Below are 17,015 nucleotides of genomic sequence, written 5' to 3' on the forward strand. Positions count from 1 at the left end.
AATTATTTTAGTGAATTATAGTACTTCATATGACCATTATAATTTTACTAAAAGTCCTTAAATAAATATAACGATATGCATTATACATAAAGAAGGGTCAGAAATAATTATGATAAAAGGTATTGGAATTGACATAATTGAATTGGATCGAATTCAAAAAAGTGTGGAACGTAATGGACGCTTTGAAAGAAGAATTCTAACAAAAAATGAACATGTTTTATTCGAACGTATAGCTAATAAAAGAAGAAAAATCGAGTTTCTTGCCGGAAGGTTTGCAGCAAAAGAAGCATTTGCGAAAGCAACTGGTAAAGGTATTGGTGAATTAAGCTTTCAGGATATAGAAGTAGTTACAGATGATAATGGTGCTCCAGGAATAAAAGTAAGGCAATTTCAGGATAGTACTATTTTGGTTTCTATTACGCATAGTAGAGATTATGCAGTAGCACAAGTAGTAATTGAAGAAAACAACTAATTGGGGATTCTGCATAATTGTTAGGGTTGTCTCATATATTTTAGTGCGGGTAGGAGGGAATAAAGTGTTTATTGTCACCGCGAATGAAATGTACGATATCGATCGATATACCATGAATGAAATCGGGCTGAATGGAAAGTTATTAATGGAGAATGCTGGGAGGGCTGTTTCAGGAAAAATAGAATCTATTATTGAAAAGCCAGATCACATCTGCATTCTCACAGGCAGTGGGAATAATGGTGGTGATGGATTTGTTATAGCAAGGACATTGTTAAACAAGGGCTATCACATTATTGTTGTACAGGTTGTGCCAAATCAAAAAATTACAGGGGATTCGCTTTTTCACAAAAACTTGCTTCTATCGTTTGGAGGAACTGTAATTGTCAGCCAACAACCTTCAGAGATATATGAAATGGTCCGGAACTCAGATATAATTGTTGATGCAATTTTAGGGATAGGTACAAGTGGAATGCTTCGTAACCCAATTGCTGAAATTGTATCCATTATAAATGACACAGCTAATTTTGTGATTTCTGTTGACATACCATCAGGGCTTCCGGCTGATGAGGGGATTAGTGATTTTCAATCGGTACAAGCCAACCATACTGTGATTTTAGAAGCTGCTAAAGTAAGTGCGTTTCTGCAACATACTGCTTCTTTCTACGGAAAATGGGATACTGTCTCAATTGGGTTGCCGTTAGACGCTTTGCAAAATAACGTAAAACGGGGTAGTTGGACTGACGAAATGTTCAGACAAAGCATGCCTAAGCGTGAAACTGATGCCCATAAAGGGATTCATGGAAGAGGACTGGTAGTTGGTGGCAATACTGAAATGCCCGGGTCGATTGCAATGACTGCTAAAACCGCATTACGTGCTGGCGCAGGGTTAATTACAGCAGGTACAACTGAAAAAGTCATTCCAGTAGCTGCATCACACTGTATGGAGGCTACTTACCTGAAACTAGGCGAGACGAACGGTAATTTGAATGATGATACCGCTATATCATTTAAGAGCTTTGATGCGGTAGCACTAGGTATGGGGATGGGTCGGCAACAAGTAACTGGTAATCTAGTCAGACAAACGGTGGAAGAAGCAACGTGTCCGCTTATTGTCGATGCAGATGGTTTATACCATTTAAAGCCGCTCCTTGATTTGGTCAGTAATAGAAAGGGCCCATCGATCATAACGCCACACCCGGGTGAAATGGCCATGCTTTTGGACGTTTCCGTACCTGAACTTTTGGTCAAGCCTTTCGCATATTCAAAGGTATTTGCAGAAAAATACCATGTTTATGTTGTATTAAAAGGGAAATTCACTATTATTACGACACCGTCAGGAAAACAATCTGTAAATAGAACTGGAAATGCGGGTTTAGCCAAAGGTGGAAGTGGTGATGTGTTATCCGGGATCATTCTGGCAATGGTAATGCAAAAACAAAGTGTATTTGAAGCACTTTGCAATGCTTGCTTTGTACATGGTAAATCTGCTGACAAACTAGTGGCAGAAGAGCACTCTGTATATGATTTAATGGCTTCCGATGTAATTGATGGTATCGCTGAGGTATATCGTACGCTAGAAGTTTAATTTGTGACAATAGCTTTTCCTCCTGTCAAGTCCGTAGCTCGTTAAAAGAGTGAAATGAGACAAGGGAGATATGTCCATGAAAAAAATGTTTGGGATTTGGATGGTAATTGTCTTCGGCTTAATCCTTGTACTTGCAGCCTGTGGTGAAAAATCCCAGGAAGATGTTGTTGAGAAATTAGAATCCAAGCTAGAGGCAATGAATGGATATAAAGCAAAGGCCGAAATGAAAATGAACACTGGACAGGAAGATCAGAAGTACAATATAAACATTTGGCATAAGAAGAAAGATTTTTATCGCGTCGAATTAACGAATGAACAAGATAAAAAAGGCAGCCAAATTATCTTGAAGAATGAAGATGGGGTTTTTGTACTTTCCCCTGCGTTAAACAAAAGCTTCAAATTTCAAAAAGAATGGCCAGAGAACGGTAGTCAGCCATATCTATATCAATCACTTGTGAATGATGTTATGAAAGATAAAGAAGCTTCTTTTAAGGTAAGCGATAATTATTATATTTTCGAGACTAAGACAAATTATCAAAGTAACAATAATCTTCCATATCAAGAAATTTATTTTGATAAGAAAACATATACACCAGTTATGGTAAAAGTACTAGATAAAGACAAAAAGGCCTTAGTTGAAGTTAACTTTTCTGAATTTGATACAAACCCAACCTTTAATGATGATGATTTCTCAATGGAAAAGAATATGACAAGCGGACTAACAGACGCACCAGTTTCTGGTGAGGGAGAAGCGGATGCATTTACAGTGGTATTTCCACTGGATATGGCCGGTTCTGAATTAGTTGAACAAAAAGAAGTTGAACTTGAAAATGGCCAACGTGTAATCATGACGTTTTCTGGCGAAAAGAACTTCACGCTAATTGAAGAGAAAATGGAAGTAATACCAACTATGTCTTCTCCGCAAGTAGTAGATGGTGAGATAGTGAATCTTGGACACTCAATTGGTGCACTTTCCGGGAATACTATAGAGTGGAGCAATAACGGGATGAACTTCATTTTGGCCAGTGACGAGTTAAACAAAGAAGAGTTAATTGACGTAGCAAAATCCGTTCAAGGCAAAGAAGTGAAGTAAATGAATAGTAGCAAGCAGGCTCATAAGGAGAGGGGGTCTGCTTTTTATTTTTAAAATAATAAGATATGATATAGATAATACCTAGAAAAGGGGGATTTCTGCCATGGCAGACGCAATATATAGAGATACATGGGCTGATATAAATCTGGATGCAATCGCTTATAATGTTGAACAAATTAAGCAGAAGCTACCTCAACATAGCAACGTGATGGCAGTAGTGAAGGCTGATGCATACGGTCATGGTGGTGTAGAAGTCGCTAGAAAAGCGTTAGAAGCAGGTGCAAGTATGCTAGCGGTGGCATTGCTGGAGGAAGCCCTTCTATTACGTAACGCTAATATTAAAGCGCCGATTTTAGTCTTTGGAAGAGTTTCTCCAAAAGATACTCCAATAGCAGCTGAGCAGGATATTACGCTGACCTTTTTTCAGAAAGATTGGATTCGTGAAGTGAAAGATCTCCCATTAACTCACCCATTAAAACTGCATATGAAATGGGATACTGGTATGGGAAGAGTTGGCATACGTACAGCTGATGAACTAAAAGAGATAGTCGACGAATTATACGGCGTTCAGCGTATAAGTCTGACAGGAATATATACACATTTTGCTACTGCTGATGAACCTGATTTATCCTACTTTGAAGTGCAAAAAACGCGTTTTGAACAATTATTACATGTATTCAATACTATTTGGAAAGAATCTGTAATAATCCATGTCGGTAATAGTGCAGCTTCTATCCGCTTCCCGGAAAATATGTATCACTATATTAGATTTGGTATCGCCATGTATGGTCTATACCCATCAGAAATAGTGAAAAGAGAACGTGAAATTGATTTGAAACCTGCTTTCTCCTTAAATAGCCAATTAATTCATGTAAAGAAAATTGCAAGTGGAGAATCGATTAGTTATGGCGCAACACATGTAGCATCAAAAGATGAGTGGATTGGAACAATACCCATTGGTTATGCTGATGGATGGATTCGTAAGTTACAAGGAATTGATGTATTAATAGACGGAAAGCGGATGCCTGTTGTAGGAAGAATATGTATGGATCAAACTATGATAAAGATGGATGGTGAATATCCGATAGGTACAAAGGTAACGCTAATAGGGAAGCAGGAAAATGAAGAAATCGAAATAGATGAAATTGCAGCACATTTGGAAACGATAAATTATGAGATACCTTGCATGATAACCAATCGTGTACCAAGACTCCACAAAGAAAAGTGAGACAACAACTTTTATTTTTTGGCAACAATTGGCATAATATAATTATCTCAAAATAAAATATATATACTACAAGGAAATAATTTTAGGAAACTTAACTTATCGCCTATCGACATGGTTTAATGGCGAAAGCCTTAGCAGGAGTTATGCAGTAAGAAAATACTTATGTTTTCTTAACTGTTAAAAAAATCCCTGTTTTTTATTTAAAAATTTTTTATATACCTTTGCAAACCTTGGGCTACAATGATATTATTAAAAAAGAGTTAAATAGTGGTCGTTCAACAGTTGGCGGAGGTGTATGGTTTTGTCAGAGAGCTTACAAGAGATCTTAGTACGATTACCAAAAAACCTATTAAATGAGGTGGATGGATTAATGAAATATGAAAATAGTGATTTCAGTGATTTCATATGTCAAGCTACAAGAAACTATCTGGAACATAAGAAAGATGAGCATATTCAACAATTTCGCGAATCTATGCAGCAAGGGTACGAAGAAATGGCCAGAATTAATTTAACTATTGCTTCCGAAGCTTTTCAAGCTGAAGAGGAGGCTGAAAAAAACACCCTAGAGCGCTCTGTGATCGGGGTGTAAGCATTTGATCGTTCAAAGAGGCGAAGTATACTTCGCTGACCTATCCCCTGTGGTTGGATCAGAACAGGGAGGCATACGCCCGGTATTGATCCTGCAAAATGATATCGGAAATAGATTTAGCCCAACAGTTATTGTGGCTGCGATTACTGCGCAGATTCAAAAGGCCAAGCTTCCTACACATGTGGAAATAAATGCAAAACGGTATGGGTTCGATCGTAATTCGGTCATATTGCTAGAACAAATTAGAACGTTAGATAAACAACGCTTAACGGATAAAATTACAAAATTGGATAATAAAATGATGGAAAAAATTGATAAGGCATTGGAAATAAGTCTAGGACTTAAGGAAATGTATGATCAATCGTGATACCCCCCCTTCCCGATGAGTGTGAAGCAGGGGTATTTTTTGTTGTTGAGCTTAGGGAGTAGATTGAATATTTAATTATCGATTTTATGTTACAATATACAGAAATAAAATACATCTTTCTTGAAAATAGTAAATCACCATGATAAAACCTTACCTAAATGGTATTATTAATATATATAGAATTTTTTAAATAATAATTTCAATAATATTGATTAATGTGTTAGCAGGAGGTAAACTAATGGACCAAAAATTTAAAAAAATTGCTTTGGAAAACAGTGATTCAATAGTTAATATGTGGATAAATGAAATTGATTCTTTAAAAAATGGAAATTATATATCGAATGTATCAGATGAATTATTTGAGAGTACCAATAGAGAATTTGTGAATGTTATTTTTAAAAGTATTAAAGATCAAGGTTCCACAAAACATCTGGAGGACTTTTCTGAAAAGCTGATAAATTTAGGTTGGCCATTAAGCTATATAACAGATGGCTTACAAGTTTTTAGGCGAGTAACAGTTGACTTCATTCTCAGTCAGTCTGAACAAGTTGATTCAAATTATATTGCACAGGTCTTGAAGAGTGTAGATGCTTGGACAGAACCGATAATTCGACAATTGGTAAATGAGTATTCAGGTAGCTGGGAACATATTGTTTCGCTGCAGCGTGTTGCACTTCAGGAATTGTCTGCACCATTAATCCCCGTTATGGATAATATTACGGTTATGCCTTTGATTGGAACAATCGACACTGAACGTGCGAAGTTAATTATGGAAAACTTGCTTGAAGGTGTAATGAAACATAATTCAGAGGTTGTTCTAATGGATATTACAGGCGTCCCTGTTGTTGATACGATGGTTGCCCATCACATTATTCAGGCAGCAGAAGCGGTACGATTAATAGGATCAACATGCATTCTTGTAGGTATTCGTCCTGAGATTGCACAAACTATTGTAAACCTTGGTATTGATTTAGGTAAATTCCCTACCAAAAGCTCGCTGAAAAAAGGATTTACTACAGCACTGGAAATTACAAATAGAAAAGTAGTCGATATGAATACCGAAAACCAGAAAATTGAAGACATGATTGAATCCATTGGTAAGGAGTGATAGTGTGCGGATACCTATATTAAAATTACACAACTATTTATTGATCTCAATTCAAACAGAGATTGATGATAATACAGCAATCCAGTTCCAGGAAGATTTGTTGGACAAAATTCACAAAAGTGGTTCATCAGGAGTAGTAATTGATTTAACATCTGTAGAAGTAATTGACTCATTTATTGCCAAGGTATTAGGTGATGTCGTTACAATGTCAGATCTTATGGGGGCAAAAGTAGTATTGACAGGAATCCAGCCTGCTGTTGCTATGACATTAATTGATTTGGGAATTCATTTAAGAAATGTCCCAACTGCTTTAGATCTGGAGCAGGGCTTGGTAAAACTGCATCAGGAATTGGGGGAATGAGTATGGATCTCCAATCCTTTGTTACTATTCAAAAAGAGTGGGATATTGTAGCTGCTCGCCAGCTTGGCCGCGACATCGCAAGAAAAATCGGATTTGGTACAGTTGATCAGGCGCGTATTGCGACAGCGATATCTGAGTTAGCTCGAAATATATATTTATATACTGATACTGGAAAAATTTGCTTTGAAGTGATTGATAATATTGATCACAAGGGAATGAGCATTATTTCCGTTGATAGCGGTCCAGGAATTAAGGATATTAGCCAAGTAATGGAGGATGGTTATTCAACATCTGGAGGACTTGGTGCTGGACTTCCCGGAGTTAAAAGACTAGTGGACGAGTTCGATATAAGGTCAGAAGATGATAAAGGAACAGAAATCAGAGCTATCAAATGGGTAAGATAATGGTAAATAGTTAGATAACTTGGTTTTCGCAAACTTAAAGCGAAATTCTTAGTTGCAATTTATGCGGTAAGAAGGGATTTATACTTTCATAACTGCTAAAAAAAGGGGGGGAGAAAATAAATAAAATCTCCCCTTTTCACATTGTAGAAAGTATATAACAGGGGGAGGAACGAATGCATGGATGCCCTAAAATTGGATGCAGTTAACTATAAAGAACTATTAAGGAATTACATTAATACACAAGATGAACAATCTCTTTATGGGGCTGAACAAATTAGTAAGACATTCATTAAAAACAGCATTCCGCCAGAAGAGATTGTAAATTTTCATATACAGGCACTAACAGAACTTTACGATGAAATTCCAGAACACATTCGACATTCCATGGATTTCTTATTGGAAACGATGATTTCTTATGGATTGGCACATCAGGAGTATCAAACATTGAGGGAACAACAATCCGAACTAAAATCGGAAATTTCTGTAGCTGCAGGTATGCAGGATACGTTGCTTGCTACTACAAAACCTGTAATTGATGATTTGGATGTGGGTGTCATAAGTGTACCGGCACATCAAATGAATGGTGATTACCATCATTTTATTAAAGGCAAGGATGGTTCGCTGGGGATTGCTGTTGCGGATGTTATTGGTAAAGGTATACCGGCTGCATTATGTATGTCTATGATTAAATACTCGATGGACAGTTTTCCGGAAGCAACAATGAGTCCAAAATCGATTTTAAAAAATTTAAACCGTGTTGTTGAACGAAATGTAGATCCAAGTATGTTCATTACAATGTTCTATGCACAATATCTCCCAGCTGAGAGTAAACTTCGATACTCCTCAGCAGGTCATGAACCCGGATTTTATTATGATGCTCAAAGTAATACTTTTGAAGAGATAGAAACGAAGGGCCTTGTGCTCGGTGTTTCCGCGGATACTAATTACAAACAGTATGAGCGTATAATTAATAAGGGTGACATGGTTATTCTGTTAACTGATGGGGTTACAGAGTGCAGGCAAGGAGACCGCTTTATTGAAAGTGAAGAAGTGCTGGATGTTATTAAACAATATATTCATTTAACCGCTCAGGAACTTGTCAATGGTGTATATAAGCACTTCGAACGTCTACAGAACTTCCAATTACGCGATGACTTTACCTTAATCGTTTTACGGAAAGAAGTTTAATCTTTTTCTGTTTTGGGTATAGTTCTTTGTTACTAAAAAAGAATATATATATATAAATAGATATGTTGATTCAAGGAGGATGGAGATGAACTTAAAGGTTGATGTTGCAGAAGAAAATGAAAAGTCTATTGTTAGCTTAATAGGCGAAATTGATGCTTACACAGCACCGCAGTTAAAAGAGTCCTTATTACCACTTACTAGAATTGATAGTCAACTAATAGAAGTGGACCTTGAAGACGTTAATTATATGGATAGTACTGGCCTTGGTGTTTTTATAAGTGCTTTAAAGTCAACAAAAGAAAACAATAGTCATTTAAAATTGGTGAATCTGCAGGAACGTGTTTTACGTTTATTCAAAATTACGGGTTTGGACGAAATTATAGACATAACTACTGCAATTAGAGGTGGGAATCAAAATGGACAAATTTGATTTTATTGAAATGAAGGTTCCTGCTAAAGCTGAATATGTTGGTGTTGTCCGACTAAGTATATCAGGGATAGCTAACAGAATGGGTTTTACCTACGAAAATATAGAAGATTTAAAAGTGGCTATTTCGGAAGCTATTACAAATGCTGTTGATCATGCTTATACCGAAGAAGACAATGGGGAAATAACTGTTGGATTTGGCGTGTATGAAAATCGTCTTGAAGTTATGGTAGCAGATCACGGTGGCAGCTTTAATTTAAATCAAATTAAAGGAGGAATCGGCCCATATAAGAACTCAGAGCCTGTTGAGAATTTACGTGAAGGTGGCTTTGGGCTTTTCTTAATTGATGCATTAATGGACAAAGTTGAAATCAATAATAACTATGGTGTGATTGTGTTAATGACAAAGTACCTTAATGAAGCTGAGGTGGGTCTAGATGACGACCAGATCTCAACAAGACAATAAGGGCAAAGGTGAGATATACCAATGGATTGAGCACCTTCAACAGGACCCGGATGATAAAGAAACACAGGAAAAAGTTGTGCTCGCTTATACCGATCTTGTTGAATCAATTGCCAGAAAGTATTCGAAAAACAGTAATATACACGAAGACCTTGTACAAGTCGGCATGATTGGATTACTTGCTGCTATCAGAAGGTATGATGCTTCTTTCGGTAAATCATTTGAATCCTTTGCAATTCCAACTATCATCGGAGAAATAAAACGTTTTATTCGGGATAAGACATGGAGTGTTCATGTGCCACGCCGAATCAAGGAGCTAGGACCTAAGATTAAGAAAGCTGTTGATGAGCTAACTACTGAAAATCAGGATTCACCATCAGTTAAGGAGATAGCTGACTATTTAGAAGTATCTGAAGAAGATATTTTGGAAACGATGGAAATGGGCAAAAGCTATAAGGCACTTTCCGTTGACCGGAAAATTGAAGCTGACTCTGATGGAAGTACAGTAGCCATACTTGATTTAGTAGGTGACAATGAAAATGGCTATGAAAATGTAGATCAGCGAATGTTACTCGAGAAAATTTTACCTGTTTTATCTGAGCGAGAACAACAAATATTACAATGCACCTATTTTGATAACTTGAGTCAAAAAGAAACCGGAGAATTACTCGGTATTTCACAGATGCACGTTTCACGACTTCAGCGCCGTTCTTTAAGAAAACTACGTGAGGCATTAAAGACGGAGAACGCGGAGGTTTTTGATTGAGTGCGAAAAAGAATAATGTAGAAGTAGCTATTTTCCAAAAAGCAAAAAAAGGTCAGTATTATTGTGGTGATAGCTATTTTTATACAGAAACAGAAAATGAATTTGTTTGTGTTTTAGCAGATGGATTAGGTAGTGGTGAATTAGCTAAAGAATCTTCTCAAATCGTAATCGATATTATTAAAAGTAACATTCATACAACTGTCGAACAGTTGATAAAGAAGAGTAATCAGCAATTGACTGGTAAGCGAGGCGCCGTAATAGGGATTGTGAAAATAGAATTCCACACGCGTAGCTACTCGTTTTCATCTATAGGAAATATTGGGATGCTAACGATTACTGAGAATGGCAAGAAAAAGAGAAATATACCTAATTCAGGTTTTCTTGCTGGATATCACAGACCTTTCAAAGTTGTGACAGGCAGACTGGAACCAAAAATGAACCTAATTATATTCTCAGATGGAGTGTCAGAAGCTGAGCTATCGCAACGTTTCTTATTGAATAAGGATGTAAACCAAGTTACAAATGCCTACGCAAACCACATTGAGGGAACAGCTAGAAGTGATGATACAACTTTAATCGCAATACGATATGAGGATTAGGCCGGCTTTAAATGTGCCGGTCTTTTTCATTTTAGGTCTTTTTTTGATAAAATGAGTTCGTACATAAAGGAGGAGCCGATTGTGTCAATTGAATTAGAACAATGGGTGGCTAAAGAAACTGAAGTGAATAATGCTACCGTAAAAAAAGTAATCGCGTTAATGGATGAAGGTAACACAGTACCATTTATTGCACGTTATCGAAAAGAAGCAACAGGCGGTCTTGATGAAGTTCAGATCAAATTGATTCATGATAAATATCAATATGCAGTTAATCTAGCTGAACGTAAACAAGAAGTAATTCGACTAATTGATGAACAGGGAAAGCTAACAGAAGAACTCGAACGTGATATTACACAAGCTACACAATTGCAACGTGTGGAGGATTTATACCGACCATATAAACAAAAACGCCGAACAAAGGCAACAATTGCTAAAGAAAAAGGACTTGAACCGATGGCGGATATTGTCTGGAGGCAAGAATTAACCGACATTTCTGCGGAAGCTAAGTCTTATTTTTCAGACGAGCATGATCTAAACACAGTAGAAGATGTATTAACAGGTGTTAACGATATAATTGCTGAGTGGATATCAGATGATCCGGAGTATCGTGATTTTATTCGTGGGGAAACCTTTAAACGCGGTACCATGCATGCAGAAGCAAAAAAAGCGGAGAAGGACGAAAAAGGCGTATACGAAATGTACTATGATTATGATGAAGCAATTCGTTCAATGGTGTCACATCGTATTTTAGCGTTAAATCGCGGGGAAAAAGAAGATGTGCTAAAGGTGGCAGTTCAGCCCCCAACTGAGCGGGTGCTCGAATATCTCCAGAAAAAAGTGATATTAGATAAAGCCAACCCGGAATCTGCCCAGATTTTGCAAAATACTATTGAGGATAGTTACAAACGATTGATCCAGCCATCGATAGAACGTGAAATTCGTAATAGCTTAACTGAAAAAGCTGAAGAACAAGCAATTTCTGTTTTTGCCAAAAATCTAAAAAACCTGTTACTGCAGCCACCATTAAAGGGAAAAACTGTTCTCGGGGTTGATCCAGCTTATCGAACAGGCTGTAAACTTTCTGTGGTTGATGAAACAGGAAAGGTTCATGAAGTAAGTGTAATCTATCCAACTGCACCTAAACATGATACAGCGGGTGCTGAAAAGATTGTGATGGAGTTTATCAATAAGTTTGGTATCGAACTAATCGCAATAGGAAATGGAACTGCTTCAAGGGAGACGGAACAATTTATTGCAGATGTGATTGGAAAGCACACACTGGATATACCTTATATCATTGTCAATGAAGCTGGGGCAAGTGTGTATTCTGCTTCGAAACTGGCACGTGAGGAATTTCCTGATTTGAAGGTTGAAGAGCGTAGTGCAGCGTCTATAGCGCGACGGGTGCAAGATCCACTAGCTGAACTTGTGAAAATTGATCCAAAATCAATTGGAGTTGGTCAATATCAGCATGATGTCAGTCAAAAAGCACTTAATAATTCATTAACATTTGTCGTAGAAACTGCGGTTAACCAAGTGGGTGTTAATGTTAATACCGCTTCCACTTCACTCTTACAATATGTTGCAGGTCTGAGCAAGACAGTAGCAAATAATATTGTGAACCAGCGTAATGAGGAAGGGAAGTTCGTTAATCGTAAACAATTAAAAAAGATTCCTCGCTTAGGTGCTAAAACCTATGAACAAGGGATAGGCTTTTTACGAATTCTGGATGGTGAAAATCCACTGGACAGGACTCCGATACACCCTGAAAGTTATGCACACACGAAGAAACTTTTAAAAATAATTGGTTGCGAGCTTGAAGATATCGGCTCAAATACATTGCGCGATAGATTTAATGAATTGGATAAAAAAGAAATCGCTGAGCAATTGGATATTGGCGAACCTACATTAATGGATATTATGAATGCATTAGGTCGTCCGGAACGTGACCCTCGTGATGATCTGCCTAAACCATTACTAAAACAAAATGTATTGAGTATGGAAGATTTGAAACCCGGGATGGAAATGCAAGGCACAGTAAGAAACGTAGTAGACTTTGGTGTTTTTGTAGATATTGGAGTAAAGCAGGATGGACTTGTTCATATCTCCAAAATGGCGAACAAATTCGTAAAGCACCCAATGGATATCGCATCAGTAGGTGATGTCGTAACGGTATGGGTTGAGCAAATTGATGTTGAAAAAGGTCGTATCGCACTTTCGATGATTGAAAATAAAGGCTAAATAAAAAAATAAAAACAGCTGATTATCAAAAAGATAATCAGCTGTTTTTGGTTAACTGTACCTATTTAACACCTTCTGGAACAGATAATCCTAAACCTTTTGCGATTCTTTCGCCCCATTCAGGATCTGCTTTGTAGAAGTGTTCAATTTGACGTAATTTGATCTCATCTTTGTCTACAGGTTTCATATGACCCACAAAAGCATCAATAAGACGATCTTTCTCATCTGCACTCATTAATCGATATAAATCTCCTGCTTGTGTATAATGGTCATCACTGTCATATGACACACTGTCAGCCTCTCCATAAACCTCAAATGGACTAATTTTTGAAGCTGGATCTTCTTTTGGCTCAGTATCATAACTGTTGGGTTCATAATTAACCGAACCACTGCCATTACTATAGCGCATTTGTCCATCAAATTGGTTGTTATTTACCTCGTTAACCGGTCGGTTGATAGGTAACTCCTGATGGTTGGCACCAATACGATAACGATGTGCATCAGAATACCCGAATAGTCGGCCTTGTAACATTTTATCTGGAGAAGCTTCAATTCCTGGTACAAAGTTACCTGGTGAGAATGCAGCTTGCTCTACTTCAGCAAAGTAATTTTCAGGGTTACGGTCAAGGACCATACGACCTACTTCGATACGAGGATAGTCTTTTTGAGACCATACCTTGGTAACATCGAACGGGTCAAACCTATATGTTTTTGCGTCTTCATACGGCATAATTTGCACATAAAGTTTCCATGCTGGGAAGTCACCTTTATCAATGGAGTTGTATAGGTCTTCCACATGGTAGTCTGGGTTATCTCCAGCAATTTGGCCTGCTACATCTTCATCTAAACCTTTAACACCTTGTTCACTAATGAAGTGGTATTTTACCCAGAATGCTTCTCCTTTGTCATTTACCCATTTGAAAGTGTGGCTTCCATATCCATTCATATGACGGAACGTTGCCGGAATACCACGATCACCATGTAAGTATGTGATTTGATGCAGTGATTCTGGTGATAATGACCAGAAATCCCAAACAGCATTTTTGTCTTTTAAGTGTGTCTTAGGGTTACGTTTTTGTGTGTGAATAAAGTCAGGGAACTTAATAGCATCACGGATAAAGAAGATTGGTGTGTTATTACCAACTAAATCATAGTTACCTTCTTCTGTGTAAAACTTAACTGCGAAGCCACGTGGATCACGTACTGTATCTGCTGAGCCAAGTTCACCTGCAACTGTTGAAAAACGAATAAACATTGGTGTACGTTTTCCAACTTCACTTAAGAAGTCTGCTTTCGTGTATTTTGAAAGATCGTTTGTTACTTCAAAGTAACCATGTGCCCCAGCGCCTTTTGCATGTACTACACGCTCAGGTACACGTTCTCTATTAAAGTGTGCTAGTTTTTCTAAAAGGTGAACATCCTGAATTAATGTTGGACCTCGATTACCTGCAGTAATTGAATTCTGGTTATCCCCAACCGGAGCACCAGATGCTGTTGTCATTCTTTTCTTTTCATTACTCACTTACTGAACACCTCTCCTTTTACAATATTAATCTCATATTCAATTATAATATAATACTATCAAAAATCAATGTTTAATTACAATTATTTTAATTAAGCCTCGGATATTAAAAGTTCTAAATTTATGATAAAATAGTGTTGTGTTAATACGTTAGGGATGATTATATGAAGTTATTAAGTGAAAAAGAACTATACGAATTGGTAAATGAATTATCATTAAAACATTTTCATAAATCGTTTAAAGATAGAATCATATATAATAATCGGCTTAGAACTACAGGCGGGAGGTATGTACCTTCAAAAAGAGTAATTGAGTTAAATCCGAAGTACTCTATGGAAATGGGGGAAAAGGAAGTAATAGGTATCATTAAACACGAACTCTGCCATTACCATCTTCATATAGAAGGAAAAGGGTATAAGCATGGTGATAGAGACTTCAAGAATTTATTGGAGATTACAGGCTCACCACGGCATTGTCAGCCACTTCCTTCCACTCTAAGACAAAATAAACATATCTATATATGTAATAACTGTTCTCGCATATACAAACGCACTCGACGGATAGATGTTAATAAATATAGATGCGGAAAATGTAAAGGTAAGTTAGTAGTGAAAAGGACAAGTTGATGTTAACAGATTGAAATTGAAAAAAATTAAGCTTGTTTGATATAATAAGGTACAAATAAAATTTTCATATAATAGATTGACGAAAAATGCCCTACGTGTTAAATTTAATAAGGCTTAAAAAAACGTGTCGACTTCATTAGTTATTTTATTGAAACTTGTTGACAATAAACGAAGGATATTGTATAGTATTTCTCGTCGCAATTATTTGGCGTTACTTTTTAAATTATTCCACAGTAGCTGACCGCATGCATCACTGAGTAAGCTATCATGTGCAGGTCTGCGAGGAGTGCTTGCTTCACCGAATAACCTTGCAACACAACGAGTACAAAAAATAAGGTTGAATTACCTTGATAAATACTTTAAATTATTCCACAGTAGCTCAGCGGTAGAGCAATCGGCTGTTAACCGATCGGTCGTAGGTTCGATTCCTACCTGTGGAGCCATTAGGAGAAGTACCCAAGTGGCTGAAGGGGCGCCCCTGCTAAGGGTGTAGGTCGCGTGAGCGGCGCGAGGGTTCAAATCCCTCCTTCTCCGCCATCTTTTATGGCCCGTTGGTCAAGTGGTTAAGACACCGCCCTTTCACGGCGGTAACACGGGTTCGAATCCCGTACGGGTCATCTTATATTTTAATAAATAAATCGGTTGGGTCCGGTAGTTCAGTTGGTTAGAATGCCTGCCTGTCACGCAGGAGGTCGCGGGTTCGAGTCCCGTCCGGACCGCCACTGTTGGGCTATAGCCAAGCGGTAAGGCATCGGGTTTTGATCCCGTGATTCCCAGGTTCGAATCCTGGTAGCCCAGCCATTTTTTTATGGATTAAATATATAAGTGTAGCGTCACAGAATAATGATTCAAATAATGAACGCTCATACTAAAATTAGGAAACACTCATAACATGAGCCATTAGCTCAGCTGGCAGAGCATCTGACTTTTAATCAGAGGGTCGGAGGTTCGAATCCTCCATGGCTCACCACTTTTTGCGGGTGTGGCGGAATTGGCAGACGCGCTAGATTTAGGATCTAGTGTTTTACGACGTGGGGGTTCAAGTCCCTCCACCCGCACTCAACAATTCACATCGCTGTGGTTATTCGCAGTATTTTATTTTGTGCTTTTAGACAAATCACTTCCCATTTGCCAACTTTCACTAATGAAGATTAGGCGGTCGTGGCGGAATGGCAGACGCGCTAGGTTGAGGGCCTAGTGGGGGCGACCCCGTGGAGGTTCAAGTCCTCTCGACCGCATTAAAAAAACTTCTTGATATTATATACTGTATATGGTATATTTAAGGTTCTCGTTTTGAAGCGCCCGTAGCTCAATTGGATAGAGCGTTTGACTACGGATCAAGAGGCTAGGGGTTCGACTCCTCTCGGGCGCACCATTTAACGGGAAGTAGCTCAGCTTGGTAGAGCACGTGGTTTGGGACCACGGGGTCGCAGGTTCGAATCCTGTCTTCCCGACCATCGAAAGATTACAAGAATTTAAACAGATTTCATATGCGGGTGTAGTTTAGTGGTAAAACTTCAGCCTTCCAAGCTGATATCGTGGGTTCGATTCCCATCACCCGCTCCATTTTTTTCTTATGGGCCTGTAGCTCAGTTGGTTAGAGCGCACGCCTGATAAGCGTGAGGTCGGTGGTTCGAGTCCACCCAGGCCCATTTTGCTCCTTGAAAACTGAACAAAACAACCAGTATGTCAAGAAAACAGGTTAAAAGTTAAACTTTTAAACACTGATTTCAATTTTTAAAGCTAAGACAATAGATGATTGATTGGTGTCAATCATATTCAAACTAACTTTTATGGAGAGTTTGATCTTGGCTCAGGACGAACGCTGGCGGCGTGCCTAATACATGCAAGTCGAGCGCGGGAAGCAGACGGACCCCTTCGGGGGGAAGTTTGTGGAACGAGCGGCGGACGGGTGAGTAACACGTGGGCAACCTACCTGTAAGACTGGGATAACCCCGGGAAACCGGGGCTAATAC

General features: G+C 38.2%; 17 protein-coding genes, 12 tRNA genes and 1 rRNA gene. 29 read left to right on the forward strand and 1 reads right to left on the reverse strand.

Translation table 11 applies throughout. From position 1 onward, the window contains the following. Window positions 1-109 precede the first annotated feature (109 nt). The 15 genes from acpS (at window position 110) to BMY13_RS15410 (ending at window position 12,891) form a co-directional block, all read left to right on the forward strand. Entirely contained in the window at window positions 110-472 is a 363-nt protein-coding gene (acpS, locus tag BMY13_RS15340; RefSeq protein WP_092494223.1) for a holo-ACP synthase, read from the forward strand. A 64-nt stretch (window positions 473-536) separates the two neighbouring features. After that, entirely contained in the window at window positions 537-2,057 is a 1,521-nt protein-coding gene (locus BMY13_RS15345; RefSeq protein ID WP_092505649.1) for an NAD(P)H-hydrate dehydratase, read from the forward strand. 76 nt (window positions 2,058-2,133) lie between these two features. After that, a complete protein-coding gene (locus BMY13_RS15350; protein ID WP_092494225.1) occupies window positions 2,134-3,150 on the forward strand; it encodes a LolA family protein in 1,017 nt (338 codons plus the stop codon). A 103-nt stretch (window positions 3,151-3,253) separates the two neighbouring features. Continuing rightward, entirely contained in the window at window positions 3,254-4,378 is a 1,125-nt protein-coding gene (alr, locus tag BMY13_RS15355; RefSeq protein WP_092505651.1) for an alanine racemase, read from the forward strand. 301 nt (window positions 4,379-4,679) lie between these two features. Continuing rightward, entirely contained in the window at window positions 4,680-4,967 is a 288-nt protein-coding gene (locus BMY13_RS15360; protein ID WP_092494227.1) for a CopG family ribbon-helix-helix protein, read from the forward strand. Window positions 4,968-4,971: 4 nt separating this feature from the next. After that, on the forward strand, window positions 4,972-5,334 hold the full coding sequence (locus BMY13_RS15365; RefSeq protein WP_092494228.1) for a type II toxin-antitoxin system PemK/MazF family toxin: 363 nt from the start codon (window positions 4,972-4,974) through the stop codon (window positions 5,332-5,334). Between the two features lie 238 nt (window positions 5,335-5,572). After that, window positions 5,573-6,442 (forward strand): RsbT co-antagonist protein RsbRA, encoded by an 870-nt coding sequence (locus BMY13_RS15370; RefSeq protein WP_092494229.1) that lies wholly within the window; start codon window positions 5,573-5,575, stop codon window positions 6,440-6,442. Window positions 6,443-6,446: 4 nt separating this feature from the next. After that, window positions 6,447-6,803, forward strand: coding sequence for an STAS domain-containing protein (locus BMY13_RS15375; protein ID WP_092494230.1), 357 nt, complete (start codon window positions 6,447-6,449; stop codon window positions 6,801-6,803). Between the two features lie 2 nt (window positions 6,804-6,805). Then, on the forward strand, window positions 6,806-7,207 hold the full coding sequence (locus BMY13_RS15380; protein ID WP_092494231.1) for an anti-sigma regulatory factor: 402 nt from the start codon (window positions 6,806-6,808) through the stop codon (window positions 7,205-7,207). Window positions 7,208-7,384: 177 nt separating this feature from the next. Continuing rightward, on the forward strand, window positions 7,385-8,395 hold the full coding sequence (locus BMY13_RS15385; protein WP_092494232.1) for a PP2C family protein-serine/threonine phosphatase: 1,011 nt from the start codon (window positions 7,385-7,387) through the stop codon (window positions 8,393-8,395). Window positions 8,396-8,480: 85 nt separating this feature from the next. Further along, a complete protein-coding gene (locus BMY13_RS15390) occupies window positions 8,481-8,825 on the forward strand; it encodes an STAS domain-containing protein (protein ID WP_092494233.1) in 345 nt (114 codons plus the stop codon). Further along, window positions 8,812-9,288, forward strand: coding sequence for an anti-sigma B factor RsbW (gene rsbW / locus BMY13_RS15395; RefSeq protein WP_092494234.1), 477 nt, complete (start codon window positions 8,812-8,814; stop codon window positions 9,286-9,288). The genes BMY13_RS15390 and rsbW overlap by 14 nt, the downstream gene beginning before the upstream one ends. Then, on the forward strand, window positions 9,260-10,051 hold the full coding sequence (sigB, locus tag BMY13_RS15400) for an RNA polymerase sigma factor SigB (RefSeq protein ID WP_092505653.1): 792 nt from the start codon (window positions 9,260-9,262) through the stop codon (window positions 10,049-10,051). The genes rsbW and sigB overlap by 29 nt, the downstream gene beginning before the upstream one ends. Beyond that, the gene (locus BMY13_RS15405; RefSeq protein ID WP_092505655.1) at window positions 10,048-10,650 is read left to right on the forward strand and encodes a SpoIIE family protein phosphatase; all 603 of its coding nucleotides are present in this window, start codon (window positions 10,048-10,050) and stop codon (window positions 10,648-10,650) included. The genes sigB and BMY13_RS15405 overlap by 4 nt, the downstream gene beginning before the upstream one ends. Window positions 10,651-10,701: 51 nt before the next feature. Continuing rightward, window positions 10,702-12,891, forward strand: coding sequence for a Tex family protein (locus tag BMY13_RS15410; RefSeq protein ID WP_092505657.1), 2,190 nt, complete (start codon window positions 10,702-10,704; stop codon window positions 12,889-12,891). A 61-nt stretch (window positions 12,892-12,952) separates the two neighbouring features. On the opposite strand, the gene BMY13_RS15415 is transcribed toward BMY13_RS15410, so the two are convergent. Then, window positions 12,953-14,392: a catalase gene (locus tag BMY13_RS15415; RefSeq protein WP_175476831.1), complete on the reverse strand. Its 1,440-nt coding sequence runs from the start codon at window positions 14,390-14,392 to the stop codon at window positions 12,953-12,955. A 185-nt stretch (window positions 14,393-14,577) separates the two neighbouring features. Between BMY13_RS15415 and BMY13_RS15420 the strand changes: the two genes are divergently transcribed. The 14 genes from BMY13_RS15420 to BMY13_RS15485 all read left to right on the forward strand — a co-directional run. After that, entirely contained in the window at window positions 14,578-15,039 is a 462-nt protein-coding gene (locus BMY13_RS15420; RefSeq protein ID WP_092505659.1) for a SprT family protein, read from the forward strand. A 368-nt stretch (window positions 15,040-15,407) separates the two neighbouring features. After that, window positions 15,408-15,482: transfer RNA gene (locus BMY13_RS15425), tRNA-Asn, on the forward strand. A 3-nt stretch (window positions 15,483-15,485) separates the two neighbouring features. After that, window positions 15,486-15,576, forward strand: a tRNA-Ser gene (locus tag BMY13_RS15430). Between the two features lie 8 nt (window positions 15,577-15,584). Then, window positions 15,585-15,656 (forward strand) — tRNA-Glu (locus tag BMY13_RS15435). Window positions 15,657-15,684: 28 nt separating this feature from the next. Then, window positions 15,685-15,761 (forward strand) — tRNA-Asp (locus BMY13_RS15440). 4 nt (window positions 15,762-15,765) lie between these two features. Further along, window positions 15,766-15,840 (forward strand) — tRNA-Gln (locus BMY13_RS15445). A gap of 93 nt (window positions 15,841-15,933) precedes the next feature. Beyond that, a tRNA-Lys gene (locus BMY13_RS15450) sits at window positions 15,934-16,009 on the forward strand. Between the two features lie 6 nt (window positions 16,010-16,015). Beyond that, window positions 16,016-16,097 (forward strand) — tRNA-Leu (locus tag BMY13_RS15455). 97 nt (window positions 16,098-16,194) lie between these two features. Then, window positions 16,195-16,277: transfer RNA gene (locus BMY13_RS15460), tRNA-Leu, on the forward strand. Between the two features lie 60 nt (window positions 16,278-16,337). Beyond that, window positions 16,338-16,414 (forward strand) — tRNA-Arg (locus BMY13_RS15465). Between the two features lie 5 nt (window positions 16,415-16,419). After that, window positions 16,420-16,496, forward strand: a tRNA-Pro gene (locus BMY13_RS15470). Window positions 16,497-16,531: 35 nt separating this feature from the next. Then, window positions 16,532-16,605 (forward strand) — tRNA-Gly (locus BMY13_RS15475). 12 nt (window positions 16,606-16,617) lie between these two features. Further along, a tRNA-Ile gene (locus BMY13_RS15480) sits at window positions 16,618-16,691 on the forward strand. Between the two features lie 138 nt (window positions 16,692-16,829). Further along, window positions 16,830-17,015 (forward strand): 16S ribosomal RNA (locus BMY13_RS15485); the annotation flags it as partial.

Source organism: Virgibacillus subterraneus (genome assembly GCF_900110695.1).
GTDB lineage: Bacteria > Bacillota > Bacilli > Bacillales > Amphibacillaceae > Lentibacillus > Lentibacillus subterraneus.

Coding starts and splice junctions, on each gene's coding strand:
- sigB (WP_092505653.1), top strand. CDS start 9,260: ATGACGACCAGATCTCAACAAGACAATAAGGGCAAAGGTGAGATATAC.
- alr (WP_092505651.1), top strand. CDS start 3,254: ATGGCAGACGCAATATATAGAGATACATGGGCTGATATAAATCTGGAT.
- acpS (WP_092494223.1), top strand. CDS start 110: ATGATAAAAGGTATTGGAATTGACATAATTGAATTGGATCGAATTCAA.
- BMY13_RS15410 (WP_092505657.1), top strand. CDS start 10,702: ATGAGTTCGTACATAAAGGAGGAGCCGATTGTGTCAATTGAATTAGAA.
- BMY13_RS15420 (WP_092505659.1), top strand. CDS start 14,578: ATGAAGTTATTAAGTGAAAAAGAACTATACGAATTGGTAAATGAATTA.
- BMY13_RS15415 (WP_175476831.1), bottom strand. CDS start 14,392: ATGACAACAGCATCTGGTGCTCCGGTTGGGGATAACCAGAATTCAATT.
- BMY13_RS15385 (WP_092494232.1), top strand. CDS start 7,385: ATGGATGCCCTAAAATTGGATGCAGTTAACTATAAAGAACTATTAAGG.
- BMY13_RS15370 (WP_092494229.1), top strand. CDS start 5,573: ATGGACCAAAAATTTAAAAAAATTGCTTTGGAAAACAGTGATTCAATA.
- rsbW (WP_092494234.1), top strand. CDS start 8,812: ATGGACAAATTTGATTTTATTGAAATGAAGGTTCCTGCTAAAGCTGAA.
- BMY13_RS15390 (WP_092494233.1), top strand. CDS start 8,481: ATGAACTTAAAGGTTGATGTTGCAGAAGAAAATGAAAAGTCTATTGTT.
- BMY13_RS15350 (WP_092494225.1), top strand. CDS start 2,134: ATGAAAAAAATGTTTGGGATTTGGATGGTAATTGTCTTCGGCTTAATC.
- BMY13_RS15380 (WP_092494231.1), top strand. CDS start 6,806: ATGGATCTCCAATCCTTTGTTACTATTCAAAAAGAGTGGGATATTGTA.